Raw genomic sequence first — 25,552 nt, 5'->3', positions numbered from 1 at the left:
AGCATCAAAATGATTGAACTGATCCTTCGCAACACTCGACTACTGATTCTTGTGACCGCTTTACTGATCGTTTCTGGTCTCTCTGCCCTGCAATCTCTGCCTCGCGCAGAAGATCCATTAATCACCAACCGTAATGCGGCGATTACCACACACTTCCCTGGTGCAACGCCTGAACGAGTGGAGGCGCTGGTTACAGAGAAAATAGAAACAGAATTGCGTACCCTCGATGATATTCAGCTCATCACCTCGACATCCCGTGCGGGTATCTCAGTGGTCAGCATTGAGTTACTCGATACCATCACTGACTCTGAACCGGTGTGGTCGAGAGTCAGAGACAAACTAAGTGATGTTCGTCCGAAGCTGCCGCAAGGGGTGTCAGAGCCAGTACTAGACAGTGATCACTCCTACGCCTTTACTTTGATTACGGCCATTACTTGGCAAGGAGAACAAAATCCAAACTTATTGGTAATGAATCGCTACGCAAAAGAGCTGGCACAACAGTTTCGAGCCATGAGCGGTACTGAATTTGTTGACGAGTATGGCACGGTAACCGAAGAGATTTTAGTTTCCATCGACCGAGGGGCAGTTGCTTCCCTTGGGGGGAGTACACAAAGCCTATCACAAGCTATTGGCGGTTCAGACGCAAAAAACTCGGCAGGTGAGTTGGTGAATGGACAAAACCGTTTCGCACTTGAGATGAGTAAATCACTCGATTCATTAGAGCGTATTAAACAGGTCCCGATAGCGCTGGATGAACATGGTTACGTGGTTCATTTAGAAGATGTTGCCTCTATAGAGCGAGCCTATAATACGCCACCAGCGCAAATTGCACTGGTTGATGGTAAACCCGCTGTTATTGTCGCTGCCCGTATGCAACCGAGTGTCCGTGTCGATAGATGGACACCAAGAGCACATGCTCTTATCGAGCGCTTTGAGTCGAACTTACCGCGTCACCTAGCTGTTGACTTGCTCTTTGAGCAGGACGGCTATACGCAGACACGTCTCTCTGAGCTGATTACGAGTCTGGTGATTGGCTTTAGTCTTATACTTGCCGTATTGCTTATCACCTTAGGGATACGCTCTGCTTGGATTGTTGCCCTATCACTGCCATTAACGGGTATGTTAACGCTGACCATGATGAAAGCGACAGGGATCCCGATTAACCAGATGTCGGTGACAGGACTTATTGTCGCCCTCGGTATTATGGTCGACAATGCCATCGTGATGGTCGATACCATTCAGAGCTATCGCGCAAAAGGGCAACGCCGCATCGCTGCAGCTTTCGAAGCCATCAAGCACCTATGGATACCTCTGTTGGGCTCGACGCTCACCACGGTTCTCTCTTTCGCGCCGATATTCCTAATGCCTGGCCCCGCCGGTGAGTTCGTAGGGGCGATTGCGATTACTGTGTCGTTCTCTTTGGTTGGTTCGTACCTGATTGCTCACACTCTCGTCGCTGGCTTTGCCGCTCGCTTTCTACCGAAAGTCAGCAATACCAAGCATTGGTATCACCACGGAATACAACTGCCGAAAATAGCAAACCAGTTCGAAAAAACGGTGCGGTTTGCTGTTCACAACCCTATAAAGTCGGCGCTGGTCGTGTGCACTATTCCTCTATTCGGTTTTTGGTCTGCCGGACAGCTGACCGAGCAGTTCTTCCCTCCTTCTGACCGTGACATGTTCGAAGTCCAAGTATTCCTGCCCCCTCAAGCCAGCATTTATGCAACGGAAGAGACGGTCGACAAAGTGGAGCAGGCAATTCGTGAAAATAGCCATGTAGAATCTGTCAACTGGTTGGTGGGTACTAACTTCCCATCTTTTTATTACAACTTGTTAAGCAACCAACGCGGCGCACCCTACTTTGCACAAGCCATGGTCAAGATGGAGCACTTTAGTCACGCCAACGAATATGTTCCCCAGCTACAAAAGAAACTCGACCGAGTGGTACCAAACGCACAAGTTCTTGTGCGCAAGCTCGAACAAGGTCCTCCATTTAATGCCCCACTAGAGATCCGCATCTATGGTCACAGCCTCGATGGACTCAAACAAATTGGTGAAGATATTCGTCTAATTATGGCGCAAACCCAAGATGTCACACACACACGCAGTACTCTTCAGCCGGGGGTTCCTAAGATTTGGCTGGATGTGAACGAGCAAGCATCGTTATTAAGCGGTATGACACTCTCACAGCTGGCAAACACATTAGAGACAACACTCGTTGGTCAAGTGCAAGGAAGTATTATCGAAGGGACGGAGTCGATTCCTGTCAGAGTAAAAGTCGCAGAAGAGGATAGAGAAAGGCTCTCACAGCTCGCCCAACTGCCTTTAGCCAGCTCCAACGGTAATCAAACACTACTCCTGCCTTTGTCGGCACTGACTGAATTTGATATCGCCCCGAGTCGTGGTGCCATCACTCGTCGCAACGGTCAGCGAGTCAATACTATTGAGGGGTTCGTTGCCGCAGGTGTATTGCCACAAACCGCTTTGAATGAGTTTAAAGCCAACGTTAATGACTACATTAAGCAACTACCTAATGGCTTTCAGGTAGAGTTTGGCGGGGAATCCGCAGAGCGAGATGAATCCGTCGCCAATCTAATGAGCAGTCTGTCAATGGTGATCACCCTAATGGTGCTCGTGATTGTCTTGTCATTTAACTCATTTCGCTTCAGCGGCATTATCTTCCTTGTCGCAGGGCTGGCGGCAGGGCTCGGCTTATTATCCGTGTGGGTGTTCTCTTATCCGTTCGGTTTTACCGTCATCATTGGCTTGCTCGGCGTTATAGGCTTAGCCATCAACGCCGCAATTGTCATTCTGGCTGAGCTAAAATCCGACAGCCAATCTATGGCTGGCGATCAAGAAGCCATCACCGCAGGCGTTATGAGCTGCACCCGCCACATCACCTCCACAACCATTACGACCATTGGCGGCTTCCTTCCACTGATTCTCGCGGGTGGCGGGTTTTGGCCGCCCTTTGCTGTGGCTATCGCAGGAGGCACTCTGCTTACCACATTAATCTCGTTCTACGTGGTGCCTGCACTATTCACACTTAGTCGTCGCTCTCACAAAAGCACTCAAAGTGAGGCACTAACATCACAAGCCTAATGCGTATTTTAATACCTGCTGTTTGATTGGCCCCGAATGCTCTGCAAGTTTCAGCAGAGCATTGCGGGCGAATTGCAGCGGCGGCAATTGATTACTAAAGCCCTTGTAAAAGACATCCATACCCGTTTGCATCAGCAAATTATCTGGATAGCGTCGTTGCTGATATTGCTTCATCCCTTCAGGGGTCAACGCTTTTTCGGCGGTGACATCGAGTAAACACTGAGCATCTTTAAAGCCCAAGTTCACGCCTTGCCCTGCGAGTGGATTAATCGTGTGCGCTGCATCGCCAACGAGTACACAGCGTTGATTAATGTAGGTTTGAGCGTGACGACGAGTGAGGGGGAAAGCGCCTTTTTGCAATACCGTGATTCCACCGAGCTCTTGAGGGAAATGACGGACTATTTCCTGCTCAAGCTGCGTGTGATTCAATGCCATCAACTGTTTGATCCGTTTCGGTGAGTCATACCAAACTAGTGAGCCTTGTTGACCACACAAGGGTAAGAAAGAGCGAGGCCCAGAAGGAAGAAACTGCTGCCAAGTGATGTCTTGCTGATCCTGTTCTGTTTCGACATTGATCAACATACAGTGTTGACGATAATCCCAAGCGGTTATGCCTATCCCTGACAAGCGACGGACTTTTGAGTTGGCACCGTCCGCGCCTACCACCCAACTCGCTTGAACCGTCTTTCCGGACACGAGGTGAAGGTGATTATCTTCTTCACCAAAGGTCATGGTGTCTAATTCCTCAGAGCACAACACGTCAAGGTTGTCGTATTGCTCAAACTCTTGCCATAGACCCAGTTGAATCAGGCGATTTTCGACAATATAGCCTAACTGATCAAGCTGCATCTCTTGAGCACTAAAACGGGTACGGCATTCAGGATGTTCCCACGTTTCTAGGCGACGATAAGGGCAAACGCGCTTCTGCACGGTATGTTGCCAAGCGCCAAGCTGCTCTAGCAAGCGTACCGAAGCTTCCGATATTGCCGATACTCGAATATCCATCGATTGGTCTGGGGAGTATGGTGTCGGCTTGTGCCCTTCAATCACGGCGACTTTACGCCCCTGCTTTGCAAAGCCTACCGCTAACGCTGCACCAACCATGCCACCGCCCACAATGGCAATATCATACTTGTTCATTATTTACTCATTATCTAACTGATTTATCGTCTATTTTCGATTGTACGTTTTCGCCTATAAATTGTAAGTATAAAAGGCACATTTTGCTGGTCTATTCCGTGATTGAATCAATAGTGGCGCGGTGCAGATGAAAGCAGTACAATACGCCGCTTGCCGCAGCAGCACCTCGATTTCCACCGCTGCGCGGAGATACGCTGGGCGATTTGCTCCCTTATTTTAAACTAACGATCGAGCGAACAAAGATGAGTAAGAAACTGCTAATTAAGACCTGGGGCTGCCAGATGAACGAATACGATTCATCAAAAATGGCTGACCTTCTAAATGCCGCGAATGGCTTTGAACTAACAGAAGATCCAGAAGAGGCAGATGTACTTCTACTCAATACCTGTTCTATCCGTGAAAAAGCGCAAGAGAAGGTATTCCACCAGCTTGGTCGTTGGAAGACACTTAAAGACAAGAAAGAAGGCGTGGTTATCGGCGTGGGCGGCTGTGTTGCGACTCAAGAGGGTGACCACATCCGTGAGCGTGCACCATTTGTTGACGTTATCTTCGGCCCACAAACACTTCACCGTCTACCTGAGATGATCAAGCAGTCGCAAAACGACGATGCGCCAGTCATGGATATTTCATTCCCAGAGATAGAGAAGTTTGACCGCCTACCTGAGCCGCGTGCTGAAGGTGCGACGGCATTCGTTTCTATCATGGAAGGCTGTTCTAAGTACTGTACTTACTGTGTTGTACCATATACTCGTGGTGAGGAAGTGAGCCGTCCGATGGACGACGTGCTATTTGAGATTGCACAGCTTGCTGACCAAGGTGTACGTGAAGTTAACCTTCTGGGTCAAAACGTAAACGCATACCGTGGCCCAATGCACGATGGTGACATCTGTACATTTGCAGAGCTGCTTCGCCTTGTTGCTTCTATTGATGGTATCGACCGTATCCGCTTTACAACGAGCCACCCACTTGAGTTTGGTGATGACATCATTGCAGTTTATGAAGATACACCTGAGCTTGTGAGCTTCCTTCATCTGCCGGTACAAAGTGGTAGTGACCGTATCCTGACGGCAATGAAACGCCCTCACACAGCGATCGAGTACAAGTCAATCATTCGCAAACTACGTAAAGCGCGTCCTGATATCCACATCAGCTCTGACTTTATCGTTGGTTTCCCGGGTGAAACAGACAAAGATTTCCAAGACACAATGAAGCTAATCAAAGATGTCGATTTTGACATGAGTTTCAGCTTCATCTTCTCTCCACGTCCAGGTACGCCAGCGGCAGATTACCCGTGTGACACACCTGAGCAAGAGAAGAAAGAGCGCCTATATGAGCTGCAACAAGTGGTAAATAGCCAAGCGATGCGTTATTCACGTCAGATGCTTGATACTGAACAGCGTGTATTGGTTGAAGGCCCATCGAAGAAGAACCTAATGGAGCTTCGTGCACGTACGGAAAACAACCGCGTTGTCAACTTTGAGGGTAGCGCAGACCTTATTGGTCAGTTTGTTGATGTAAAAATCACAGATGTATTTGCAAACTCTCTTCGCGGCGAAATCGTTCGTACAGAAAAAGAGATGGACCTTCGCAGCGTGATCTCACCAACTCAAATGATGGCGAAGACCAAGCGTGAAGATGAGCTGGGTGTAGCGACATTTACACCATAATTGCACATTCTCCATATAAAGCTCTAGTTGAGAGCTTGAAAATCCAACTCTGAGTGACCATCTTAGGGTTAGGATACCGCCATTAGAAGCCCGGTCTCAATCGGGCTTCTTGCTATTCGTGAGCCAAGCGCACACTCGTAGCACAATGAATATGGCACAACATGAGAGGCTAATTTGAGCAATAAAATTGTTACACTAGAGATCGACCTAGAACCGTCTGATAACCGTCGCCTTGCCAGTCTTTGTGGTCCTTTTGACGACAATATCAAACACCTAGAGCGTCGACTTGGCGTTGAAATCAGCTATCGTGGCAACTTCTTTACCATCGTAGGAAAACCGCACACGTCTGCTGCTGCCCTTGAAATTCTAAAGACGCTCTACGTCAATACAGCGCCAGTTCGCGGTAATATTCCCGACATTGAGCCAGAGCAGATTCATCTTGCGATCAAAGAGACGGGGATTTTAGAGCAAAATACTGAAGCAACGATTGAGCACGGCAAAGAGGTCTTTATTAAGACCAAAAAAGGCGTGATCAAACCACGTACACCGAATCAAGCCCAGTACCTTGTCAACATGGTAACGCACGACATTAGCTTTGGTATTGGTCCTGCAGGTACCGGTAAAACTTACCTAGCGGTTGCTGCTGCAGTTGATGCGCTAGAGCGTCAAGAGATTCGTCGTATTCTATTGACTCGACCTGCGGTAGAAGCGGGCGAAAAACTGGGGTTCTTGCCGGGTGATTTGAGCCAAAAAGTCGACCCGTATTTGCGCCCACTCTACGATGCCTTATTTGAAATGCTGGGCTTCGAGCGCGTTGAAAAGCTCATCGAGCGTAACGTGATTGAAGTTGCGCCATTGGCTTATATGCGTGGTCGTACACTGAATGATGCGTTCATCATTCTCGACGAGAGCCAAAACACGACGGTTGAACAGATGAAGATGTTCTTGACCCGTATCGGCTTCAACTCTCGCGCCGTTATCACCGGTGATATCACCCAGATTGACTTGCCACGCGGTGCCAAATCAGGCCTGCGCCACGCAATTGAAGTGTTGAGTGAGGTCGATGAGATCAGCTTTAACTTCTTCCAGTCGGATGACGTTGTTCGCCACCCGGTTGTTGCGCGTATCGTTAATGCCTATGAAAAGTGGGAAGCGCAAGATCAGAAAGAGCGCAAAGAGTTTGAGAAGCGTCGCCGTGAGGAACGTGAAGCGAAACTGCTTGAAAGCGCAAAAGCGGAACTAAACGCCGCAGAAGAAGTCACAAAACAATAAGAGAACCGAGCCAATGAGCATCGCCCTTGATCTGCAGCTAGCTGTAGAAGATGAAGCTAACTTGCCAAGTGAAACACTGATTCAACAGTGGCTAGACGCGGCTGTTACTCTGTTTCAACCTCAAGCCGAGGTGACGATACGCATCGTTGACGAGCAAGAGAGCCATCAACTTAACCATGAGTATCGTGGAAAAGACAAACCAACCAACGTATTGTCATTTCCTTTCGAAACACCACCGGGGATTGAGTTGGATCTTTTGGGCGACCTGATCATCTGCCGTCAGGTAGTTGAACGTGAGGCACAAGAGCAAAACAAGCCCTTGAACGCCCACTGGGCTCATATGGTTGTACATGGTAGCTTGCATCTGCTAGGTTATGATCATATCGAGGATGATGAAGCGGATGAGATGGAATCCCTCGAAACCGAAATTATGCAGAAGTTAGGGTTTGAAGACCCTTACATAGCAGAGAAAGAAAGCTAGTTTTTTCAATGCCTTATATGTGTGCTATCACACTTTGATAGCGTTACTTAACTGAGAAACAATGAACGAAGAAAACCCTCCCTCTTCTAACGAAAGTAGTAAGAAAGAAAAATCTGAAGGTCCGAGTCGCAAGACTTTATTTGAACGTATCGGGCAGCTTTTCCAAGGTGAGCCTAAAGACCGTCAAGAACTCGTAGATGTCATTCGTGACTCCGAGGAAAACGACCTTATTGACCATGACACCCGAGATATGCTCGAAGGTGTCATGGAAATATCAGAGCAACGTGTTCGTGACATCATGATCCCGCGCTCTCAAATTGTCACCATTGACCTCAATGAAGCTTTTGACGACATTGTAACTTTGATGACAGATGCACAGCACTCTCGCTACCCTGTGATCAGCGAAGACAAAGACCATGTTGAGGGTATTTTGCTAGCAAAAGATTTGCTGCGCTACCTAGGCTCTGATAGTGAGCCGTTCGACATTCAACAAGTCATTCGCCCTGCGGTAGTGGTGCCAGAGAGCAAGCGAGTCGATAGACTTCTCAAAGAATTCCGTGAAGAACGCTACCATATGGCGATTGTCGTGGATGAATTTGGTGGGGTTTCAGGTCTCGTTACCATCGAGGATATTCTCGAAGAGATCGTTGGTGAAATCGAAGACGAATTCGATGATGAAGATGAGTTGGATATTCGCAAGTTAAGTAAGCACACTTTCTCAATTAAAGCGCTTACCACTATTGACGACTTCAACGAACAATTTGATACCCAGTTCAGCACGGAAGAAGTGGATACCATCGGCGGTCTAGTAATGACAGCCTTTGGTCACCTGCCCTCTCGTGGTGAAATGGTAGAAATTGAGGGTTACCTATTCAAGATCATGGCAGCGGACAACCGCCGCATCATGCAACTTCAGGTGACCATTCCTGAGATTCAAACGCAACCGATTGAAACTCAAGAATAACGCGCAACAAGCGTAAATACGATCACCCACAGTGTGGGTATCATGGGCAAGTCTACTCAGGCTTGCCCATATTTTATGGAACAATCAAAAGATAGATTTATGGCCGTGGTTTTTAACAACAAGTTTTTCCTCAGTCTACTCGCTATTGCAGCAGGAGCGCTGTCTACTCTCGCCTTTGCCCCTTATGGACTTTGGCCATTAGCCCTTGTCAGCATATTACTGTTTCTAATACTGATTCAATCACGCTCTGCAAAACAAGCTGCTTGGCTTGGATGGCTGTGGGGAATTGGTAGCTTTGCCACTGGTATTAGCTGGGTGCATGTCAGTATTGATACCTTTGGTGGCATGCCAAAGATTGCCAGCTTGTTTTTGATGGCGCTTCTCATTGGCTATCTTGCGGTATACCCAGCGCTTTTTGCTGGTATTACTAACCGATACTTTCCCAAGAACAATCTAACGCGCTACGCCCTTGCTGTGCCTATTTTGTGGCTCATCAGCGACTGGCTGCGTGGCTGGGTGATGACAGGATTTCCTTGGTTATGGATGGGCTACAGCCAGATTGACTCTCCGCTAGGTAACTTCGCCCCGCTTGGTGGTGTCGACTTAGTCACTTTTGCCACCCTACTGATTGCCTCACTCACAACACTTACGCTACTGACAAAACGCTGGAGCCTTGCACTTGCTCCCGCAGTCATCTTCGCTACTGGTTATGGCTTGAATGCAGCCCACTGGGTAACACCAAATCCTGATTCGAGAACCAGCTTTGCCCTGGTACAAGGCAATATTGATCAAGCCTCTAAATGGCTACCTAGCGAGCGTTGGCCAACCATCATCAAATACACGGATCTCACTAAAGATCACCGTGATGCAGACATTATTATCTGGCCGGAAGCGGCTATTCCTGCTTTCGAGTATGAAATAGCGTCCTATCTGGCGAATCTCGATGCGTTGGTAAAAGAATATGATAGCGCTATGATCACTGGCGTGATCAACCGCAGTGATGAAGGGCTTTATTATAATAGCGTACTGGCGGTTGGTCAGACGGGTCAGGATTACAGCTACAACCCCGAAGATCGCTACCATAAACATCACTTACTGCCGTTCGGAGAGTTTGTGCCATTTGAAGATATTTTTCGACCGCTGGCCCCTTTCTTCAATCTGCCAATGTCCTCGTTCAGCCGTGGGGCTTATGTTCAGCCTAATGTCGTGGCTAATGGCAAAGACTTCGCTGCAGCCTTGTGTTACGAGATCATCTTCAATGAACAGATTCGGCACAACGTGAATGATGATACCGACTTTATTCTGACGCTATCTAATGATGCATGGTTTGGTGACTCGATTGGCCCGCAACAGCATATGGAAATTGCTCGCATGCGCGCTCTTGAGTTGGGTAAACCCGTCATCCGCTCAACCAACAACGGTGTGACTGCGATTACCGACTATCGCGGCAATATCGTAGCCCAAATCCCGCAGTTTGAGACCGCTGTTTTAACCGCAGAGGTGGAATCGACCGATGGCCAGACACCATACCACGGTGTAGGACGATGGCCGCTTTATATTTGGTCTGTATTGGGGCTATTGCTCGCGGCTTGGCTTAGAAAGAGAACTGCATAGATAAAGTTAAGCCCCTCCTGTTAAGAGGGGCTTAAACTCAATCATTAAATGACTGTGGCTTCAATCGTTATGGCTTTAGAGGCTGACGACTAAACGCCGTTTTGCCACATTTCGGACAAGGACTGATCACCGTCGGGTGATTGTACGTTACTTTGTGAGCGCAGTTTTCACACATCAACACCCCTAAACCAATCATATCTCCAGCTTGGTATAGGCCCTGATGCTCTAGGTCAGCAAACAGTTCTACCCACTCGACTTTGGTGCGGTCAGTAATGTCCAACAACCCTTGCCAGATAGAATCAGCAATCATGAGAGAGAAAGGGCTGCCCTTACTTTCTTCATAATTATCAGCAAATTCTTTGAGATCAGATTTGACGTAAGCCGAAATCAACGCGAGTTCATCTTTAGTCATATCATTGGCTGCGTCCAGGTACTCCCCTGACCGCTCTAACACATGATTGAGCTCTTCTGGACTATGTTTGATGGTCTCAATTGCGTTCTCAACCACCTCTTCATAACCTGCTTTACGTTTTGGCATAGTAACCTCCCTCAACACAATGGTTGTTGTACCACTTACCTTTAGGTATTCTATGACGATCTATTAAAGTCTGTTCTAACCGAACTCACAAATTCCAAGATAACCGGATATCATCGATGCAAGAACAATACAATCCTCAAGATATTGAACAAAAAGTTCAAAAGCACTGGGATGACAACAAGACCTTTGTTGTAAGTGAAGACCCAAACAAAGAAAAATTCTACTGTCTATCCATGTTCCCTTACCCAAGTGGCCGACTGCACATGGGCCACGTGCGTAACTACACAATCGGTGATGTTGTTTCTCGTTTCCAACGCCTGCAGGGTAAAAACGTAATGCAACCAATCGGTTGGGATGCATTTGGTCTACCTGCAGAAAACGCTGCTGTTAAGAACAACACGGCACCAGCACCATGGACTTACGAAAACATCGAGTACATGAAAAACCAGCTTAAGCTTCTAGGCTTTGGTTACGACTGGAACCGTGAGTTTGCTACTTGTACGCCTGAATACTACCGTTGGGAGCAAGAGTTCTTCACTAAGCTTTACAACAAAGGCCTAGTTTACAAGAAGACCTCATCCGTTAACTGGTGTCCAAACGACCAAACGGTACTGGCTAACGAGCAGGTAGAAGACGGTTGCTGCTGGCGTTGTGACACGCCTGTAGAGCAAAAAGAGATCCCACAGTGGTTCATCAAGATCACTGAATACGCTCAAGAGCTACTAGACGACCTAGATAACCTAGATGGTTGGCCTGAAATGGTTAAGACCATGCAGCGTAACTGGATCGGCCGCTCTGAAGGTGTAGAACTGAAATTCGAAGTGAAGGGTCAACAAGACCTAGAAGTTTACACAACACGTCCAGACACACTAATGGGTGTGACTTACGTGGGTATCGCAGCAGGTCACCCTCTAGCAGCCGTAGCCGCTGAGAACAACCCTGAGCTTGCCGCGTTCATCGAAGAGTGTAAGAACAACAAAGTTGCGGAAGCTGAGCTTGCGACAATGGAGAAGAAGGGTATGGCAACTGGCCTTACTGCTATTCACCCATTGAACGGTCGTGAGGTTCCTGTTTACGTAGCTAACTTCGTACTGATGGACTACGGCACAGGCGCTGTTATGGCAGTACCTGCACACGATCAACGTGACTATGAGTTCGCTACTAAGTACGGTCTAGACATCATCCCAGTGATCAAGCCAGCTGATGACAGCGAGCTAAACATCTCTGAAGAGGCGTACACTGAAAAAGGCGTACTGTTCGATTCAGGTGAGTTCGACGGGCTAGAGTTCCAAGCAGCGTTCGATGCAATCGCAGCCAAGCTTGAAGCAGAAGGTAAAGGAACTAAGACAGTAAACTTCCGTCTACGTGACTGGGGTGTATCTCGTCAACGTTACTGGGGTGCTCCAATCCCAATGGTAACGACTGAAGATGGTGAAGTTCACCCAGTACTCGCTGACCAACTGCCAGTAATTCTTCCAGAAGACGTGGTAATGGACGGCGTAACTAGCCCAATCAAAGCTGACAAAGAGTGGGCGAAGACAACGTTCAACGGCGAGCCTGCGCTACGTGAAACTGACACGTTCGATACGTTCATGGAGTCTTCTTGGTACTACGCACGTTACTGTTCACCACAAGCTGACGACATCCTAGATCCAGAAAAAGCAAACTACTGGCTACCAGTAGACCAGTACATCGGTGGTATCGAGCACGCTTGTATGCACCTACTGTACTCACGCTTCTTCCACAAACTGCTACGTGACGCAGGTTACGTAACGTCTGACGAACCGTTCAAGCAACTGCTATGTCAAGGCATGGTACTAGCGGATGCGTTCTACTTTGAGAACGACAAAGGCGGTAAAGAGTGGGTTGCACCAACTGACGTAGCTGTAGAGCGTGACGGTAAAGGTCGCATCACTTCAGCGAAAGACAACGAAGGCCGTGACGTAGCACACTCGGGCATGATCAAGATGTCTAAGTCGAAGAACAACGGTATTGACCCTCAAGAGATGGTCGACAAGTACGGTGCTGATACTGTTCGTCTATTCATGATGTTTGCATCACCTGCAGACATGACGCTTGAGTGGCAAGAGTCTGGCGTAGAAGGCGCAAACCGCTTCCTAAAACGTGTTTGGAAACTCGTCAACGAGCACGCAGCGAAAGGCGCGGCAGAAGCAGTGGATACATCAGCACTGTCTAGCGACCAAAAAGCACTTCGTCGCGACGTTCACAAGACTATCGCGAAAGTGACTGACGATATCGCTCGTCGTCAAACGTTCAACACAGCAATCGCTGCCATCATGGAGCTGATGAACAAACTAGCAAAAGCACCTCAAGAATCTATACAAGACCGTGCCATCCTTGATGAAGCGCTAAAAGCCGTAGTCGTGATGCTTTACCCTATCACTCCGCACATTTCATTTGAGATGGGTGCTGCGCTAGGTGTTGCTGACGTTGATAATGCCCAATGGCCGACTCACGATGAAAAAGCGCTGGTTGAAGACGAGAAGCTCATCATCGTTCAGGTTAACGGCAAGCTACGTGCGAAACTGACTGTACCTGCAGACATCTCTAAAGAAGAGATCGAAGAGCTAGGTCTAAACGATGAGAACGTTACTAAGTTCACAGAAGACAAAACGGTTCGTAAAGTTATCTATGTACCAGGTAAACTTCTAAACATCGTAGCGAACTAATAGTTTTTTACGAACTCATTGACGCTAAAGTAACTCTAATCAGGGTGATTCATCGCCCTGATTGTTTACTAAATGGGATTAACGCAATTAGTCCCATTCAGTAAATGACTTAACAAGGTAGTAGAGCGACATTCATGCACACTAAAACCCTTTCTACAATGCGAGTACTGCTCGTAGTTTGTCTTGCTTCTTTAATCAGCGCTTGTGGCTTCCAGCTTCGTGGTGAATCAACGGTTCCAGAAGAGCTGCATCACATGTCGCTCACCAGCTACGACAAATACAGCACCCTCACTCGCCTGGTTGAAACCGAATTGAGCTTGAACAATATCGACCTTGTTTACCCACGCGCTGACATCCCTAACTTACACATCACGAGTGAATCGATTGATGAACGCACCCTATCGCTTTATCAAAATGCCCGTGCAGCAGAAAAAGAGCTCACCTACAACGCAAACTACCGTGTGACAGTACCGGATATCGGCTCCCACAGCTTCACGGCGACCATTACGCGCAGCTATCTAGATAACCCACTGACTGCACTGGCGAAGTCGGTTGAGCGCGAAATGATCGAAGATGAGATGCGTAAACTCGCGGCCACACAGATTATTCGACAAATGGGCCGTATCCGCGCCGATATTGAAGCGTTTGAAGCCCTTGAATGGGAAGAAAACCGCACCGAATACAAAGTGAAGCTTGAGCCAGCACAATAATGCGCATTTTTGCTGACCGCCTTCAAGAACAGCTGAACAAAAAGCTAAGCCCTGTCTATCTCGTTTTCGGTAACGAGCCACTGCTGCTTCATGAATCGCGTCAAGCGATTGCACAGCAAGCGCAAGCGCAGGGCTTTTTAGAGCGCCATCGTTTTACCTTAGATAATCAAACCGATTGGAACGCTATTTTCGATTGTTTTCAAGCAATGAGCCTATTTTCGAGTCAGCAGATTGTTGAACTTGAAGTCGGTGAATCAGGCGTCAATGCCGCACAGGGTAAAGAGCTCGTCGAGCTTGCTGCACATATAAATCCAGAAACGCTTCTGGTTGTGGTTGGCAGCAAACTCACCAAGGCACAAGAGAACAGTAAGTGGTTTAAAGCGCTTTCCTCACAGGGAACTTGGGTTAACTGCTTAACACCTGACATTACGCGCTTGCCGCAGTTTGTGCGTCAGCGTTGTAATCTGCTCGGCTTAAAGCCAGACCAAGAATCTCTACAAATGCTCGCTCAATGGCACGAGGGCAACCTACTTGCTCTGACACAGAGCCTTGAGAAGCTAGCGCTTCAGTACCCTGATGGACAACTGAGTTTGGTACGTATCGAAGAGTCTCTGAGTCGCCACAACCACTTTACCGTCTATCATTGGATTGACGCGCTGCTTGCGGGTAAAGCGAATCGAGCCCAGAGAATACTGCGTCAGCTTGAAGCCGAAGGTGTGGAGGGTGTCATCATCGCTCGAGCTATTCAAAAAGAGTTAAAACTGCTCATTCAGCTCCAAGGTGAGATGCAGCTTAGCTCTATCGCTCAAGTTTTTGAGAAGCATCGCATCTGGCAATCAAAGCGACCACTCTACTCTGCCGCGCTCCAGAGATTAGATAGCCAATCTCTACGTTACTGTTGGTCGTTGCTGTCTAGCGCGGAAGTGACGCTGAAAACTCAGTATGAGCAGCCTGTATGGCCACTGATTCAACAGCTCGGGCTTACTTTATGTTCACCGCAGGCCACATTCCCTGTAGAGATACGCCGCGCACACTAAAAGCGTGTTATACTCCGCGCCTATTTTTAAACAGTACATTGAGGGTACCACCTTGCTACGTGAAGAATTGCGAGACTTTCTCGCTGACAAAGCCGACGATATGAAAGCACAAGACATCACTCTGTTGGACGTGACGGGTAAATCCAGCGTAACGGATTTTATGGTGATCTGTACTGGTACCTCCAAGCGTCATGTTTCTTCAATCGCAGAACATGTCGCTACAGAAATCAAAAAGCTCGGCATGGAACCATTAGGTATCGATGGCGAGACCGAAGGTGAATGGGTCGTACTCGATATGGGCGATGCGATGCTGCATGTCATGCAAGAGGAACATCGTGAGCTCTATCAGCTAGAGAAGCTTTGGAACTAATCTCATGAAGCTACAACTTATTGCCGTCGGCACGAAAATGCCAAAATGGGTAGAAGAAGGCTTTCAAGAGTACAAACGCCGCTTTCCCCATGATATGCCACTTGAATTGGTTGAAGTGGCCGCTGGAAAGCGCGGAAAAAATGCTGACATTGCAAGGATTCTGCAAAAAGAGGGCGAAGCGATGCTCGCGGCCGTGCCAAAAGGCAACCGTATCGTTACTCTAGATATTCCTGGTAAGCGTTGGGATACCGAGCAGCTCGCAGGTCAGCTGGATGCTTGGAAACTGGATGGCCGTGATGTTTCGATTCTGATCGGTGGCCCTGAGGGGTTAGCGCCAGCTTGTAAAGCGGCGGCAGATCAAAGCTGGTCACTTTCTCCACTGACTCTCCCACACCCTATGGTGCGCGTGATTATGGCAGAAGCGCTGTATCGCGCATGGAGTGTAACGGCAAACCACCCTTACCACCGCGAATAACCGAAACGCTCGGTTTCATTAGTTGAGATGTGTGTAGATGTTGCGTAAGCGTAGCAAAATAAGAGATTACCGTGAGGAGTCACGCCTATTTAAAGCGCGTGCTGTCACTGCGTTTATTGTTATCATCGCTTCGATGTGTGTGTTGCTCGCCAACCTCTACCACATTCAAGTCAATCAGTATCAAGACTACAAGACTCGTTCGAACGATAACCGCATTAAGGTTGTGCCAATCGCGCCTAACCGTGGTTTGATTTATGATCGAAATGGCGTTTTGCTGGCTGAAAACCGCCCGGTCTTCAACTTAGAGATCATCCCTGAGCAAGTAAAAGATATGTCTGCGACCATTGAAGGGCTGCGTGGCATTCTTACTATTACCGATGAACGCGTCGAGCGCTTTGAACGAGATCGTCGCAGAACTCGCCGCTTTAACGCGATACCACTACTCACACAGCTTACCGAAGAACAAGTTGCCACCTTCTCGGTTCATCAACATAAGTTTCCTGGTGTCAACGTCAATGCCACACTGAAGCGCCACTACCCCTATGGCGAAATTCTCACCCATGTCATCGGCTACGTGTCGCGTATCAATGATCGCGATATGGAGCGCTTGATCCGTGAAGAGAAAGAGGCAAATTATCAGGCCACACGTGATATTGGTAAACTGGGTATTGAGCGCTATTACGAAGATATGCTGCACGGCACTGCCGGCTATCAAGAAGTGGAAGTGAACAGCCGTGGTCGTGTTATTCGCACTCTAAAATACGTACCGCCAACACCAGGCAAGGATATCGTGCTCAACCTCGATATTCGCCTGCAAAACTACCTATTCAACCTACTTGACGGCCGCCGAGGCTCTGCAGTCATCCTGGACCCAGATGACAATGGCGTATTGGGCATGGTATCGAGCCCTAGTTACGATCCTAATGCCTTTGTTCACGGTATATCAGGTAAAGCTTATCGAGCGCTCTTGAACGATAAAAACCGTCCTTTGGTGAACCGCGCTACACTGGGTATTTATCCACCAGCATCAACCATCAAGCCTTTCTTAGCCGTAGCCGCTCTGCAAGAAGAGGTTATCACTACGCGTACGACTCGTAATGACCCGGGCTATTGGCGCATTCCTAACTCCAATACACGCCCATTCCGTGATTGGCTGCGTTGGGGACACGGTAAAGTAGATGTGGTGAAATCCATCGAAGAGTCTGTTGATACCTTCTACTATCAAATCGCCTATGACATGGGCATCGACCGCATTTCTAAATGGATGAAGATGTTTGGCTTTGGTGATTTTACTGGCATTGATATTCACGAAGAGAGTCGAGCGAACATGCCGACGCGTGAATGGAAAATGGCTCGCCACAAAACACCTTGGTATCAAGGTGATACCATCCCGGTGGGTATCGGTCAGGGGTATTGGACAGCAACACCGATGCAGATAGCTAAAGCAACATCTGTATTGGTTCACCGTGGTGAAGTCATTGCCCCTCACCTTTTGAGAGCGACCATCGACAATGGTGAGCGTTTTGAACGTCAAGAGTTGGCAGAGATAGAGACCTTCCCACCAATTACTGACGTACCCAACAAATATTGGGATATCGCTTTTGAGGGGATGTACTTGGTCAACCACGGCAATCGAGGCACGGCTCGTCGTGCCTTCGCTAATATGGATTATAAGACGGCAGGTAAGTCTGGTACTGCACAGGTCTTTGGCTTAGCCGAAGAAGAAGAGTATGACGCCGATGAAATCGCAGAGCACCTGCGTGATCACGCCTTGTATACTGGCTTTGCCCCTCTTGATGACCCTGAAATCATTGTCACCGTTGTGCTTGAAAACGCGGGGGGAGGCTCAAGTAATGGTGGCCCTGTTGTCCGTGAAATCTTCGACAAAGTACTCATGTCGCCTGCAGAGGAAGCTGTGAAATGAAACTAGACCCATCGACTGGTCAAAACCGCGCCTTCTTTCAGCGCTTACACATCGACCTACCTTTGCTACTGGGCATACTTGCCCTCATGGCCTTCGGTCTTGTCGTGATGTACAGTGCTAGCGGCCAAGATGCTGGCATGATGGATAGACAGGCGATGCGCATGGTGCTCTCCATCGTCGTGATGATTGTTCTTGCTCAGATACCTCCGCGTACCTACGAGGCATTAGCTCCGATCATGTTCTTCTGTGGCTTAGGCCTGCTGCTCGGCGTGCTCTTTTTTGGTGAAGCATCCAAGGGGGCTCAGCGCTGGTTAAACCTTGGTTTTGTTCGCTTCCAACCCTCTGAGCTGATGAAGTTAGCGGTCCCTTTGATGATCGCCCGTTATATCGGCAAAGGCACTTTACCACCGACCTTTCAGACACTCGTCATGTCACTTGTCATGGTGGTTGTTCCAACCATACTGATCGCCAAACAGCCCGATCTCGGAACATCTATCTTGATTGCAGCCTCAGGTATCTTCGTTATTTTCTTAGCGGGGATCAGCTGGAAAATCATCACCGCTGCGATTGTCGGCGTTGGTGCATTCGTACCTATCTTGTGGTTCTTCCTAATGCGCGAGTACCAGAAGGTGCGCGTAAGAACGTTATTTAATCCCGAATCCGATCCTCTGGGGGCTGGCTACCATATCATCCAGAGTAAGATTGCTATCGGCTCGGGTGGTATATCAGGTAAAGGCTGGCTGCAAGGCACGCAGTCACAACTGGAGTTCCTACCCGAGCGCCACACTGATTTTATCTTTGCGGTGATCGCTGAAGAGTGGGGAATGCTGGGTATTCTCGCATTGTTTGCCCTTTATCTTTACATCATCGGTCGCGGGCTTTATCTCGCCAGTCATGCTCAAACCGCGTTTGGTCGCATGATGGCGGGCAGTATCGTGTTGAGCTTCTTTGTCTATGTCTTTGTAAACATTGGTATGGTGAGCGGAATCCTACCTGTTGTGGGCGTTCCCCTACCTCTAATTAGCTATGGCGGTACCTCAATGGTGACACTCATGGCAGGCTTTGGCATCTTAATGTCGATTCACACTCATCGAAAAGCATTCTCTAAGGCGTCTTAGTATGAAATTCAATCATAAGCTCTGTTGGTTCGCTCTCTCTTCGAGCCTTCTCTTCGGCTGTTCCACAACAGAGGGTGAACGCTATGATCTTGAGGATGATGTACCACCACAACAGCCTATCTCTGTAGAGCATGTTGAAGGCGTAACACCACGCTATGAACCCTATAGCCTAGGGGGCAACAAAGACTATACGCTACGCGGTGAAGACTACACAATCGTTAAAGATGCAAGAGGGTTCACTGAAAAAGGACAAGCCTCTTGGTACGGCAAGAAGTTTCATGGCCATCTCACATCTAATGGTGAGATTTACGACATGTACTCTATGACGGCCGCCCACAAAACACTACCGCTACCCAGTTATGTCAAAGTGACTAACACCGATAACGGCAAGCAGACGATTGTGAGAGTCAACGACCGTGGACCATTCCACGAAGGACGTATCATTGACCTAAGTTACGCCGCCGCTCATAAACTCGGTGTGGTTCAAGCGGGTGTTGCGAACGTTGAGATTGAAGTGATAACCGTCGAAAAACCAGCCTCTCAATTGGGCAACTCCAAACACCCCAACTATATTATTCAAGTTGCGAGCTCACAGCACCAAGATCGCTCAGAGGCATTGGCCGCTAAGCTAAGCGATGATTTGGGCGTGGATAGCTTTGTCCAGCCTGCAAACAATGTTTATCGAATTCTTCTTGGCCCTTTTGCCGATTATGATGAAACCAAGGCTACGTTGTCGGAAATCAAAGGTTCGGGATATCACTCTGCCTTTATCCGCAAGCACAATTCCAAGTAAAGTAGTCCTATAAAAACAACAAGCAAATATTATCAGAATACTATGACCAATCTTATTACCAAGCCGTCATTCGGTAAGGCTATGATTGCCTCTATGGCATCACTGCTCGTCTCAACCACTGTCAATGCCAGCATAGTCCCAAATCCGCCAGCGGTTGCAGCGAAAGGGTATGTTCTCATGGACTACCATACTGGCGAGCTGCTCGCTGCCAGCAATGAGCACACTCAACTATCACCAGCAAGCCTGACCAAAATGATGACCAGCTATGTTATTGGTCAAGAGATCAAAGCGGGTAATGTCTCACTGGATGATGATGTCACCATCAGTAAAAATGCTTGGGCACGTAATTTCCCTGGCTCATCTAAAATGTTTCTCGAAGTGGGTAAAACCGTTAAGTTAGAAGAGCTTAATAAAGGTATTATCGTTCAATCCGGTAACGATGCTTGTGTGGCTGCTGCGGAGCATATCGCTGGCTCTGAAGGTGCATTTGTCGATCTCATGAACGGCTGGGCACAGCAAATCGGTATGACCAACTCTCACTATGGCAACGTACACGGGCTCGACAACTCAGAGCTCTATTCCACGCCTTATGATCTGGCACTACTTGGACAAGCATTGATCCGCGACGTACCCGAAGAGTACCGCGTCTACTCAACCAAATCCTTTACCTACAACGGCATCACTCAACACAACCGCAATGGCTTGCTGTGGGATAAAAACATGAACGTTGATGGCATCAAAACAGGTTACACCCGCCAAGCGGGCTACAACTTGGTAAGCTCAGCGACGCAAGGTGAAATGCGCCTGATTGCGGTTGTCATGGGAGCAAAGAACCCTGATGCCCGTAAAGCAGAAAGTAAAAAGCTCCTTAGCTATGGCTTCCGCTTCTTTGAAACTGTGGCGCCAAATAATGCGGGTGAGGTGTTTGCAACAGAAAAAATCTGGATGGCAGATAAGCCTACGATCGACCTAGGACTCAATGAAGATACTTACGTCACGCTCCCTCGTGGCAGCTCGGATGACCTAACAGCTAACTTTGTCCTTGACCAAGAGCTCAAAGCGCCAATCGAAAAAGGCCAGAAGGTCGGTACGCTATACTATGATCTTGAGGGTGAAAACATCGCTCAATACTCAGTGGTTGCACTTGAGTCTGTGGGTGAAGGTAGCGTATTCCGCCGCATGTGGGACTACATCATTATGCTAGTGAACAGTTGGTTCTAACACTCAACCTTGAGATCAAACAGGAATGGCAGTACTATTCGTGCCCATTCCTGTACCAGAGAATTTGGAGTTTATTATGCTGACGATTAACTCAGATGCAAAATTGAAAGACTTGCTTGAGTTCCCATGCTCATTTACCTACAAGGTTATGGGTTACGCTAAGCCTGAACTGCCAGAGAAAGTGCTTGAAGTGATCCAACGTCACGCTCCTGGTGATTACAGCCCTGTGGTTAAGCCAAGTGCAAAAGGCAACTACCACTCAGTGTCTATCAACATTACTGCGACCTCTATCGAGCAAGTTGAAACACTGTACAAAGAACTTGGCGAAATCGACATTGTTCGCATGGTTCTGTAAAAAGTTTAAGTTTTAAATTTTTTTTGAAAGCAGCCTTAGGCTGCTTTTTTGTTATTTATCATAAACATAAAAACACCGTACCTATTGTCACGTTAAAAACCTGTCATCAAAATGTAGTTTAGTCACGCGTTCCTGTTTATAATCCCAAGCGAAGTTTGTATTTGATCATGGAACTTAGATGGAAAAGAAACTGATTGTCAGACACTTAGGTCGCCAAGATTACCAACCTGTATGGCAAGCAATGCATGATTTTACCGATACGCGTGATGAAAACACGATCGATGAAGTATGGCTTGTTGAACATAACCCTGTATTTACCCAGGGTCAGGCAGGTAAGGATGAGCACCTACTCAACACAGGAGATATACCTGTCGTACAAAGTGATCGCGGCGGTCAGGTGACCTATCATGGTCCTGGTCAACTTGTTGCCTACGTATTGATTAACTTACGCCGCAAAAACATCGGCGTTCGTGACCTAGTCACTCATATCGAGAACACCGTCATCAATACACTCAAACATTTTGATGTCGAATCTGCTGCACGCCCTGATGCCCCTGGTGTCTATGTCGAAAACCGCAAGATATGCTCACTTGGTCTGCGTATTCGACGTGGCTGCTCTTTCCACGGCCTCGCACTCAACATCAACATGGATCTTGCTCCATTCTTGCGGATTAACCCCTGTGGCTACGCGGGTATGGAGATGGTGCAACTCAGCGACCTCACCCCAATTACACAATTAGAACAAGCCCAGTCACCTTTAATTAAAGAACTTGTTGCTTTACTTGATTATCAAGACATCGAGTTCATTACGGAAGCGGTAGAACATGAGTAAACCAATCCAAATGGAAAAAGGCGTCAAATATCGTGACGCAGATAAAATGGCTCTTATTCCAGTCAAGAATATGCCAACAGAGCAAAAAGAAGTTCTGCGCAAGCCTGATTGGATGAAAATCAAGCTGCCTGCAGATAGCCAGCGTATTCAAGACATCAAATCAGCAATGCGTAAGAACAACCTTCACTCTGTTTGTGAAGAAGCTTCTTGCCCTAACTTAGCGGAATGTTTCAACCACGGTACGGCAACCTTCATGATTCTAGGTGCAATCTGTACACGTCGTTGCCCTTTCTGTGATGTTGCCCATGGTCGCCCTGTCGCTCCTGAGGTTGATGAACCACAGAAGCTGGCTAAGACGATTGCGGATATGAAGCTTAAGTATGTTGTCGTGACTTCTGTTGACCGTGATGATCTGCGTGACGGTGGTGCAAAGCACTTTGCTGATTGTAACCGTAAAATCCGTGCGCTAAGCCCAAATATTAAGATTGAAACCCTAGTTCCTGACTTCCGTGGTCGCATGGATGTCGCACTAGAGCTTCTTAAAGACAATCCACCCGATGTCTTCAACCACAACCTTGAAACGGCACCACGCCTTTACCGAAAAGCTCGCCCTGGCGCGAACTACAAGTGGTCTTTGCAACTGCTACAGAAGTTCAAAGAGCAGCATCCCGATGTTCCAACCAAATCAGGCTTGATGATGGGCCTTGGCGAGACCAAAGAAGAGATCATCGAAGTATTGAAAGACTTGCGCGCTCACGGCGTGACTATGCTCACGCTTGGTCAATACCTAGCGCCGAGCCGCCATCACCTTCCGGTAGAGCGTTATGTGCCACCAGCAGAGTTTGATGAGCTCAAAGAGATTGCGCTTGACCTTGGGTTTACTCATGCTGCCTGTGGCCCGTTTGTACGCTCTTCATATCACGCTGATATGCAAGCACAAGGCATTGAAGTTAAGTAAAGTATTGAAGTCGTATTCAAAGACGATATTTAGCAAGGGTTGGCATATAGCCAACCCTTTTCTTTATGCGCCACACTTTAAGGGCTAGGTGCAATTTGCTGCGGCCTCATTTTTTCTAGGCTAAAACCAAGAATCAGTAGCATGCCAATCAGGGGAGCACTACCGAGCATAACCGCTAGCCATGCACCTTGTTGCCAGCAATAGATCAGCCAAAATCCCCCTAAACTCCCTCCAACATAGTAGTGAACCAAATAGAGAGCGACTGCCGTTGCTTTACCTGTTTTTGCTTTCTGACTTGTCCATGCGTAAGCCAACGTGTGGGAAAAAAATGCTCCGAAGCTAATAAGTAACAACCCCAATACCATTGCAGCAAGGTGATCAAAGTAAGCAACAACGATACCGACTAACATAATCGTTGTCCCGATACCTATCCCTGCACTTGTGCTACCCAATCTCATCCACTTCGAAGAGAGGCTGGAGCTAAACGTTCCTGCCAGGTAACAGAGAAAAATCATACTCGCGATGCCTACTGGTAAATTATGAGGGGCAGCCACCAAGCGAAAACCCATGACGGTATAAAGATTAACAAACAGCGCAAAGTTGATGCCGCCGATCAGCATCGCAGTCCAAAGTGGACGCTGGCTAAAGTGTTTGAGCACCGCTCTATTGTGATGCTTCAATAGCCCCGTTTTGGGTTTGAAGTGCCTTTGCTGTGGAAGCAACACCGTGACCAACAAAGCCCCTGATAACGTCAATAACCCCATAGCACCGACTGCAATCTGCCATGTGCCCCACTCCAACAGCATACCGCCAAATAGACGCCCACCGATGCCACCTATTGAATTAGCCGCCACATAGATGGCAATAGCGTGAGTGAACGCTCTTTCGCTCAGCTCTTCAACCAAATACGCAACACCCACGGCAAGATACCCTGCTAAACAGATGCCCAAAAGAGCTCGAGCTACCACCAGCAACACCAGGCTGCTGGATAACATCATGACAACGGCCACCAGCGGCAGTGAGAAGAGACTCATCAGCATCACCCTGCGTCGACCATTGCGCTCAGAGTAGACTGCCCAGGGAATTAAACTGACTGACAACAAAAGAGAGGTAATCGCAAATACCCAGTTTATTTGAAATGCGCTCGCCGAAAACTGCTCAGCCAATTCAGGTAGCATCGGTTGGAACAAATAGAGATTACAGAAAATTAAGAAAGCACCGAGAGCGAGACTCAATGTCACTCGATAGTACGCTTTAGATTTATACTCGATCATGGGCTTTGACAGCCTTTTAAAACCACAACATGTGATCAATTTAGCAACGATAACGTATTAAATTAAATATATTAAAACTATGCTTTCTATATATTTTTAATATCAATGAACTCAAACTATCTTCGTCACTTTATTGCTGTTGCCGAGTACGGCAGTTTTACACTCGCTGCGCAGTCGCTTAATATCGCGCAGCCTCCGCTGAGCATCTCAATCAAAAAGCTTGAGCAGGAGATAGGATTAACTCTTTTTCTCCGTCGAGGCAGACATGTGTCATTGACACTGGAAGGGGAAGTGTTATTCAAGCATGCCAAGCAAGTACAGCAAACACTCGAAGATGCGCAAACGGCGATGGAAGAGCTAAAAGGACTCGATAAGGGTGAAGTGCGTTTAGGAGTACCAAGTATGATGGGATCCTATTACTTTCCAGAGATTCTGATGGCGTTTAAAAGCCGCTATCCAAACCTCAAGCTGACCGTCATTAATGCAGGTACTCGTTCGATTCGGAAAATGCTGCTTGATGGTACGCTTGATGTGGGGGTGATTAACCATTACACAGATTCAGAGACACTCGAAACAGACCACCTACTCACCTCCAATATGGTTGCAGCAGTAGGGAAGCGACATCCACTGGCCAATAAAAAATCCATCAGTTTGAAAGAGTTCTTCCAACACGAGCTGGTACTCTTTGAAGCCGGCTACTTTCATCGGGATTTCATCGAAAAGAAAGCGCAAGAACTCGATATGCCTATGCAGTTCTCTTTTGAAACCAATCTTTTGCCAATGATACTCAGTATCGTCAAAAACGAGTTTGCGATTACCGCGCTACTTGAGATGGTCACAGACTGTGAGAAAGAGATTATAGCCATCCCTTTTGAAGAGAGTGTAGAACTTAACCTTGCGCTCGCATGGCGCAAAAATGGCTATCTATCCATTGCCCACCGAACGTTTATAGATTTTGTCAAACAGAACCGATAAAACAAAAAAAGCCCCAATTAGGGGCTTTTCGATACATTTAAG

Annotated in this window: 22 protein-coding genes; 19 read left to right on the top strand and 3 right to left on the bottom strand. The window is 47.8% G+C overall.

Annotation, left to right across the window (positions count from 1 at the left end; all coding sequences use genetic code 11):
* The first annotated feature begins 3 nt into the window (after positions 1 to 3).
* On the top strand, positions 4 to 3,102 hold the full coding sequence (locus GT360_RS04000) for an efflux RND transporter permease subunit (protein WP_164649567.1): 3,099 nt from the start codon (positions 4 to 6) through the stop codon (positions 3,100 to 3,102).
* Here GT360_RS04000 and GT360_RS03995 read toward each other — a convergent pair.
* Positions 3,091 to 4,242: a 2-octaprenyl-3-methyl-6-methoxy-1,4-benzoquinol hydroxylase gene (locus tag GT360_RS03995; protein WP_164647620.1), complete on the bottom strand. Its 1,152-nt coding sequence runs from the start codon at positions 4,240 to 4,242 to the stop codon at positions 3,091 to 3,093. The genes GT360_RS04000 and GT360_RS03995 overlap by 12 nt on opposite strands.
* A 242-nt stretch (positions 4,243 to 4,484) precedes the next feature.
* On the opposite strand from GT360_RS03995, the gene miaB reads away from it, so the two are divergent.
* The 5 genes from miaB to lnt all read left to right on the top strand — a co-directional run bounded on the left by miaB (position 4,485) and on the right by lnt (position 10,240).
* The gene (miaB, locus tag GT360_RS03990) at positions 4,485 to 5,909 is read left to right on the top strand and encodes a tRNA (N6-isopentenyl adenosine(37)-C2)-methylthiotransferase MiaB (RefSeq protein ID WP_164647619.1); all 1,425 of its coding nucleotides are present in this window, start codon (positions 4,485 to 4,487) and stop codon (positions 5,907 to 5,909) included.
* A 174-nt stretch (positions 5,910 to 6,083) separates the two neighbouring features.
* The gene (locus tag GT360_RS03985; RefSeq protein ID WP_164647618.1) at positions 6,084 to 7,181 is read left to right on the top strand and encodes a PhoH family protein; all 1,098 of its coding nucleotides are present in this window, start codon (positions 6,084 to 6,086) and stop codon (positions 7,179 to 7,181) included.
* Positions 7,182 to 7,194: 13 nt separating this feature from the next.
* Positions 7,195 to 7,662 carry an rRNA maturation RNase YbeY gene (gene ybeY, locus GT360_RS03980; RefSeq protein ID WP_164647617.1) on the top strand — a complete coding sequence of 156 codons (468 nt, stop codon included), beginning with the start codon at positions 7,195 to 7,197 and terminating at the stop codon, positions 7,660 to 7,662.
* 61 nt (positions 7,663 to 7,723) lie between these two features.
* Positions 7,724 to 8,626, top strand: coding sequence for a CNNM family magnesium/cobalt transport protein CorC (gene corC / locus GT360_RS03975; RefSeq protein ID WP_164647616.1), 903 nt, complete (start codon positions 7,724 to 7,726; stop codon positions 8,624 to 8,626).
* A 99-nt stretch (positions 8,627 to 8,725) separates the two neighbouring features.
* Entirely contained in the window at positions 8,726 to 10,240 is a 1,515-nt protein-coding gene (lnt, locus tag GT360_RS03970; protein ID WP_164647615.1) for an apolipoprotein N-acyltransferase, read from the top strand.
* 67 nt (positions 10,241 to 10,307) lie between these two features.
* On the opposite strand, the gene GT360_RS03965 is transcribed toward lnt, so the two are convergent.
* Complete coding sequence (locus GT360_RS03965; protein WP_164647614.1) at positions 10,308 to 10,778, bottom strand: zinc ribbon-containing protein; 471 nt, start codon at positions 10,776 to 10,778, stop codon at positions 10,308 to 10,310.
* Positions 10,779 to 10,894: 116 nt separating this feature from the next.
* On the opposite strand from GT360_RS03965, the gene leuS reads away from it, so the two are divergent.
* The 12 genes from leuS (at position 10,895) to lipA (ending at position 23,261) form a co-directional block, all read left to right on the top strand.
* The gene (leuS, locus tag GT360_RS03960; RefSeq protein WP_164647613.1) at positions 10,895 to 13,468 is read left to right on the top strand and encodes a leucine--tRNA ligase; all 2,574 of its coding nucleotides are present in this window, start codon (positions 10,895 to 10,897) and stop codon (positions 13,466 to 13,468) included.
* Positions 13,469 to 13,602: 134 nt separating this feature from the next.
* On the top strand, positions 13,603 to 14,178 hold the full coding sequence (locus GT360_RS03955) for an LPS-assembly lipoprotein LptE (RefSeq protein ID WP_164647612.1): 576 nt from the start codon (positions 13,603 to 13,605) through the stop codon (positions 14,176 to 14,178).
* A complete protein-coding gene (gene holA / locus GT360_RS03950; RefSeq protein WP_164647611.1) occupies positions 14,178 to 15,215 on the top strand; it encodes a DNA polymerase III subunit delta in 1,038 nt (345 codons plus the stop codon). Before GT360_RS03955 ends, holA begins: the two co-directional genes overlap by 1 nt.
* 52 nt (positions 15,216 to 15,267) lie before the next feature.
* Positions 15,268 to 15,585, top strand: coding sequence for a ribosome silencing factor (gene rsfS, locus GT360_RS03945; protein WP_164647610.1), 318 nt, complete (start codon positions 15,268 to 15,270; stop codon positions 15,583 to 15,585).
* 4 nt (positions 15,586 to 15,589) lie between these two features.
* A complete protein-coding gene (gene rlmH, locus GT360_RS03940) occupies positions 15,590 to 16,060 on the top strand; it encodes a 23S rRNA (pseudouridine(1915)-N(3))-methyltransferase RlmH (RefSeq protein ID WP_164647609.1) in 471 nt (156 codons plus the stop codon).
* Positions 16,061 to 16,097: 37 nt separating this feature from the next.
* The gene (gene mrdA, locus GT360_RS03935) at positions 16,098 to 17,984 is read left to right on the top strand and encodes a penicillin-binding protein 2 (RefSeq protein ID WP_164647608.1); all 1,887 of its coding nucleotides are present in this window, start codon (positions 16,098 to 16,100) and stop codon (positions 17,982 to 17,984) included.
* Positions 17,981 to 19,102, top strand: a complete 1,122-nt coding sequence (gene rodA, locus GT360_RS03930; protein WP_164647607.1) for a rod shape-determining protein RodA — start codon at positions 17,981 to 17,983, stop codon at positions 19,100 to 19,102. Before mrdA ends, rodA begins: the two co-directional genes overlap by 4 nt.
* A 1-nt stretch (position 19,103) precedes the next feature.
* The gene (locus tag GT360_RS03925; RefSeq protein ID WP_164647606.1) at positions 19,104 to 19,895 is read left to right on the top strand and encodes a septal ring lytic transglycosylase RlpA family protein; all 792 of its coding nucleotides are present in this window, start codon (positions 19,104 to 19,106) and stop codon (positions 19,893 to 19,895) included.
* Between the two features lie 42 nt (positions 19,896 to 19,937).
* On the top strand, positions 19,938 to 21,116 hold the full coding sequence (locus GT360_RS03920) for a D-alanyl-D-alanine carboxypeptidase family protein (RefSeq protein ID WP_164647605.1): 1,179 nt from the start codon (positions 19,938 to 19,940) through the stop codon (positions 21,114 to 21,116).
* A 76-nt stretch (positions 21,117 to 21,192) separates the two neighbouring features.
* Complete coding sequence (gene ybeD / locus GT360_RS03915) at positions 21,193 to 21,471, top strand: DUF493 family protein YbeD (RefSeq protein WP_164649566.1); 279 nt, start codon at positions 21,193 to 21,195, stop codon at positions 21,469 to 21,471.
* Positions 21,472 to 21,649: 178 nt separating this feature from the next.
* Positions 21,650 to 22,303, top strand: a complete 654-nt coding sequence (lipB, locus tag GT360_RS03910; RefSeq protein ID WP_164647604.1) for a lipoyl(octanoyl) transferase LipB — start codon at positions 21,650 to 21,652, stop codon at positions 22,301 to 22,303.
* Positions 22,296 to 23,261, top strand: a complete 966-nt coding sequence (gene lipA / locus GT360_RS03905) for a lipoyl synthase (protein WP_164647603.1) — start codon at positions 22,296 to 22,298, stop codon at positions 23,259 to 23,261. The genes lipB and lipA overlap by 8 nt, the downstream gene beginning before the upstream one ends.
* Positions 23,262 to 23,338: 77 nt before the next feature.
* On the opposite strand, the gene GT360_RS03900 is transcribed toward lipA, so the two are convergent.
* Positions 23,339 to 24,535, bottom strand: coding sequence for an MFS transporter (locus tag GT360_RS03900; RefSeq protein WP_164647602.1), 1,197 nt, complete (start codon positions 24,533 to 24,535; stop codon positions 23,339 to 23,341).
* A 105-nt stretch (positions 24,536 to 24,640) separates the two neighbouring features.
* Here GT360_RS03900 and GT360_RS03895 point away from each other — a divergent pair, with 105 nt between their 5' ends.
* Complete coding sequence (locus GT360_RS03895; protein WP_164647601.1) at positions 24,641 to 25,510, top strand: LysR family transcriptional regulator; 870 nt, start codon at positions 24,641 to 24,643, stop codon at positions 25,508 to 25,510.
* The last annotated feature ends 42 nt before the right edge of the window (positions 25,511 to 25,552 follow it).

It is taken from the genome of Vibrio astriarenae, from assembly GCF_010587385.1.
Classification (GTDB): Bacteria; Pseudomonadota; Gammaproteobacteria; order Enterobacterales; family Vibrionaceae; genus Vibrio; species Vibrio astriarenae.
The sequence above is the reverse complement of the archived record's forward strand: the minus strand, read 5'-3'. Positions and strand labels throughout refer to the sequence as shown.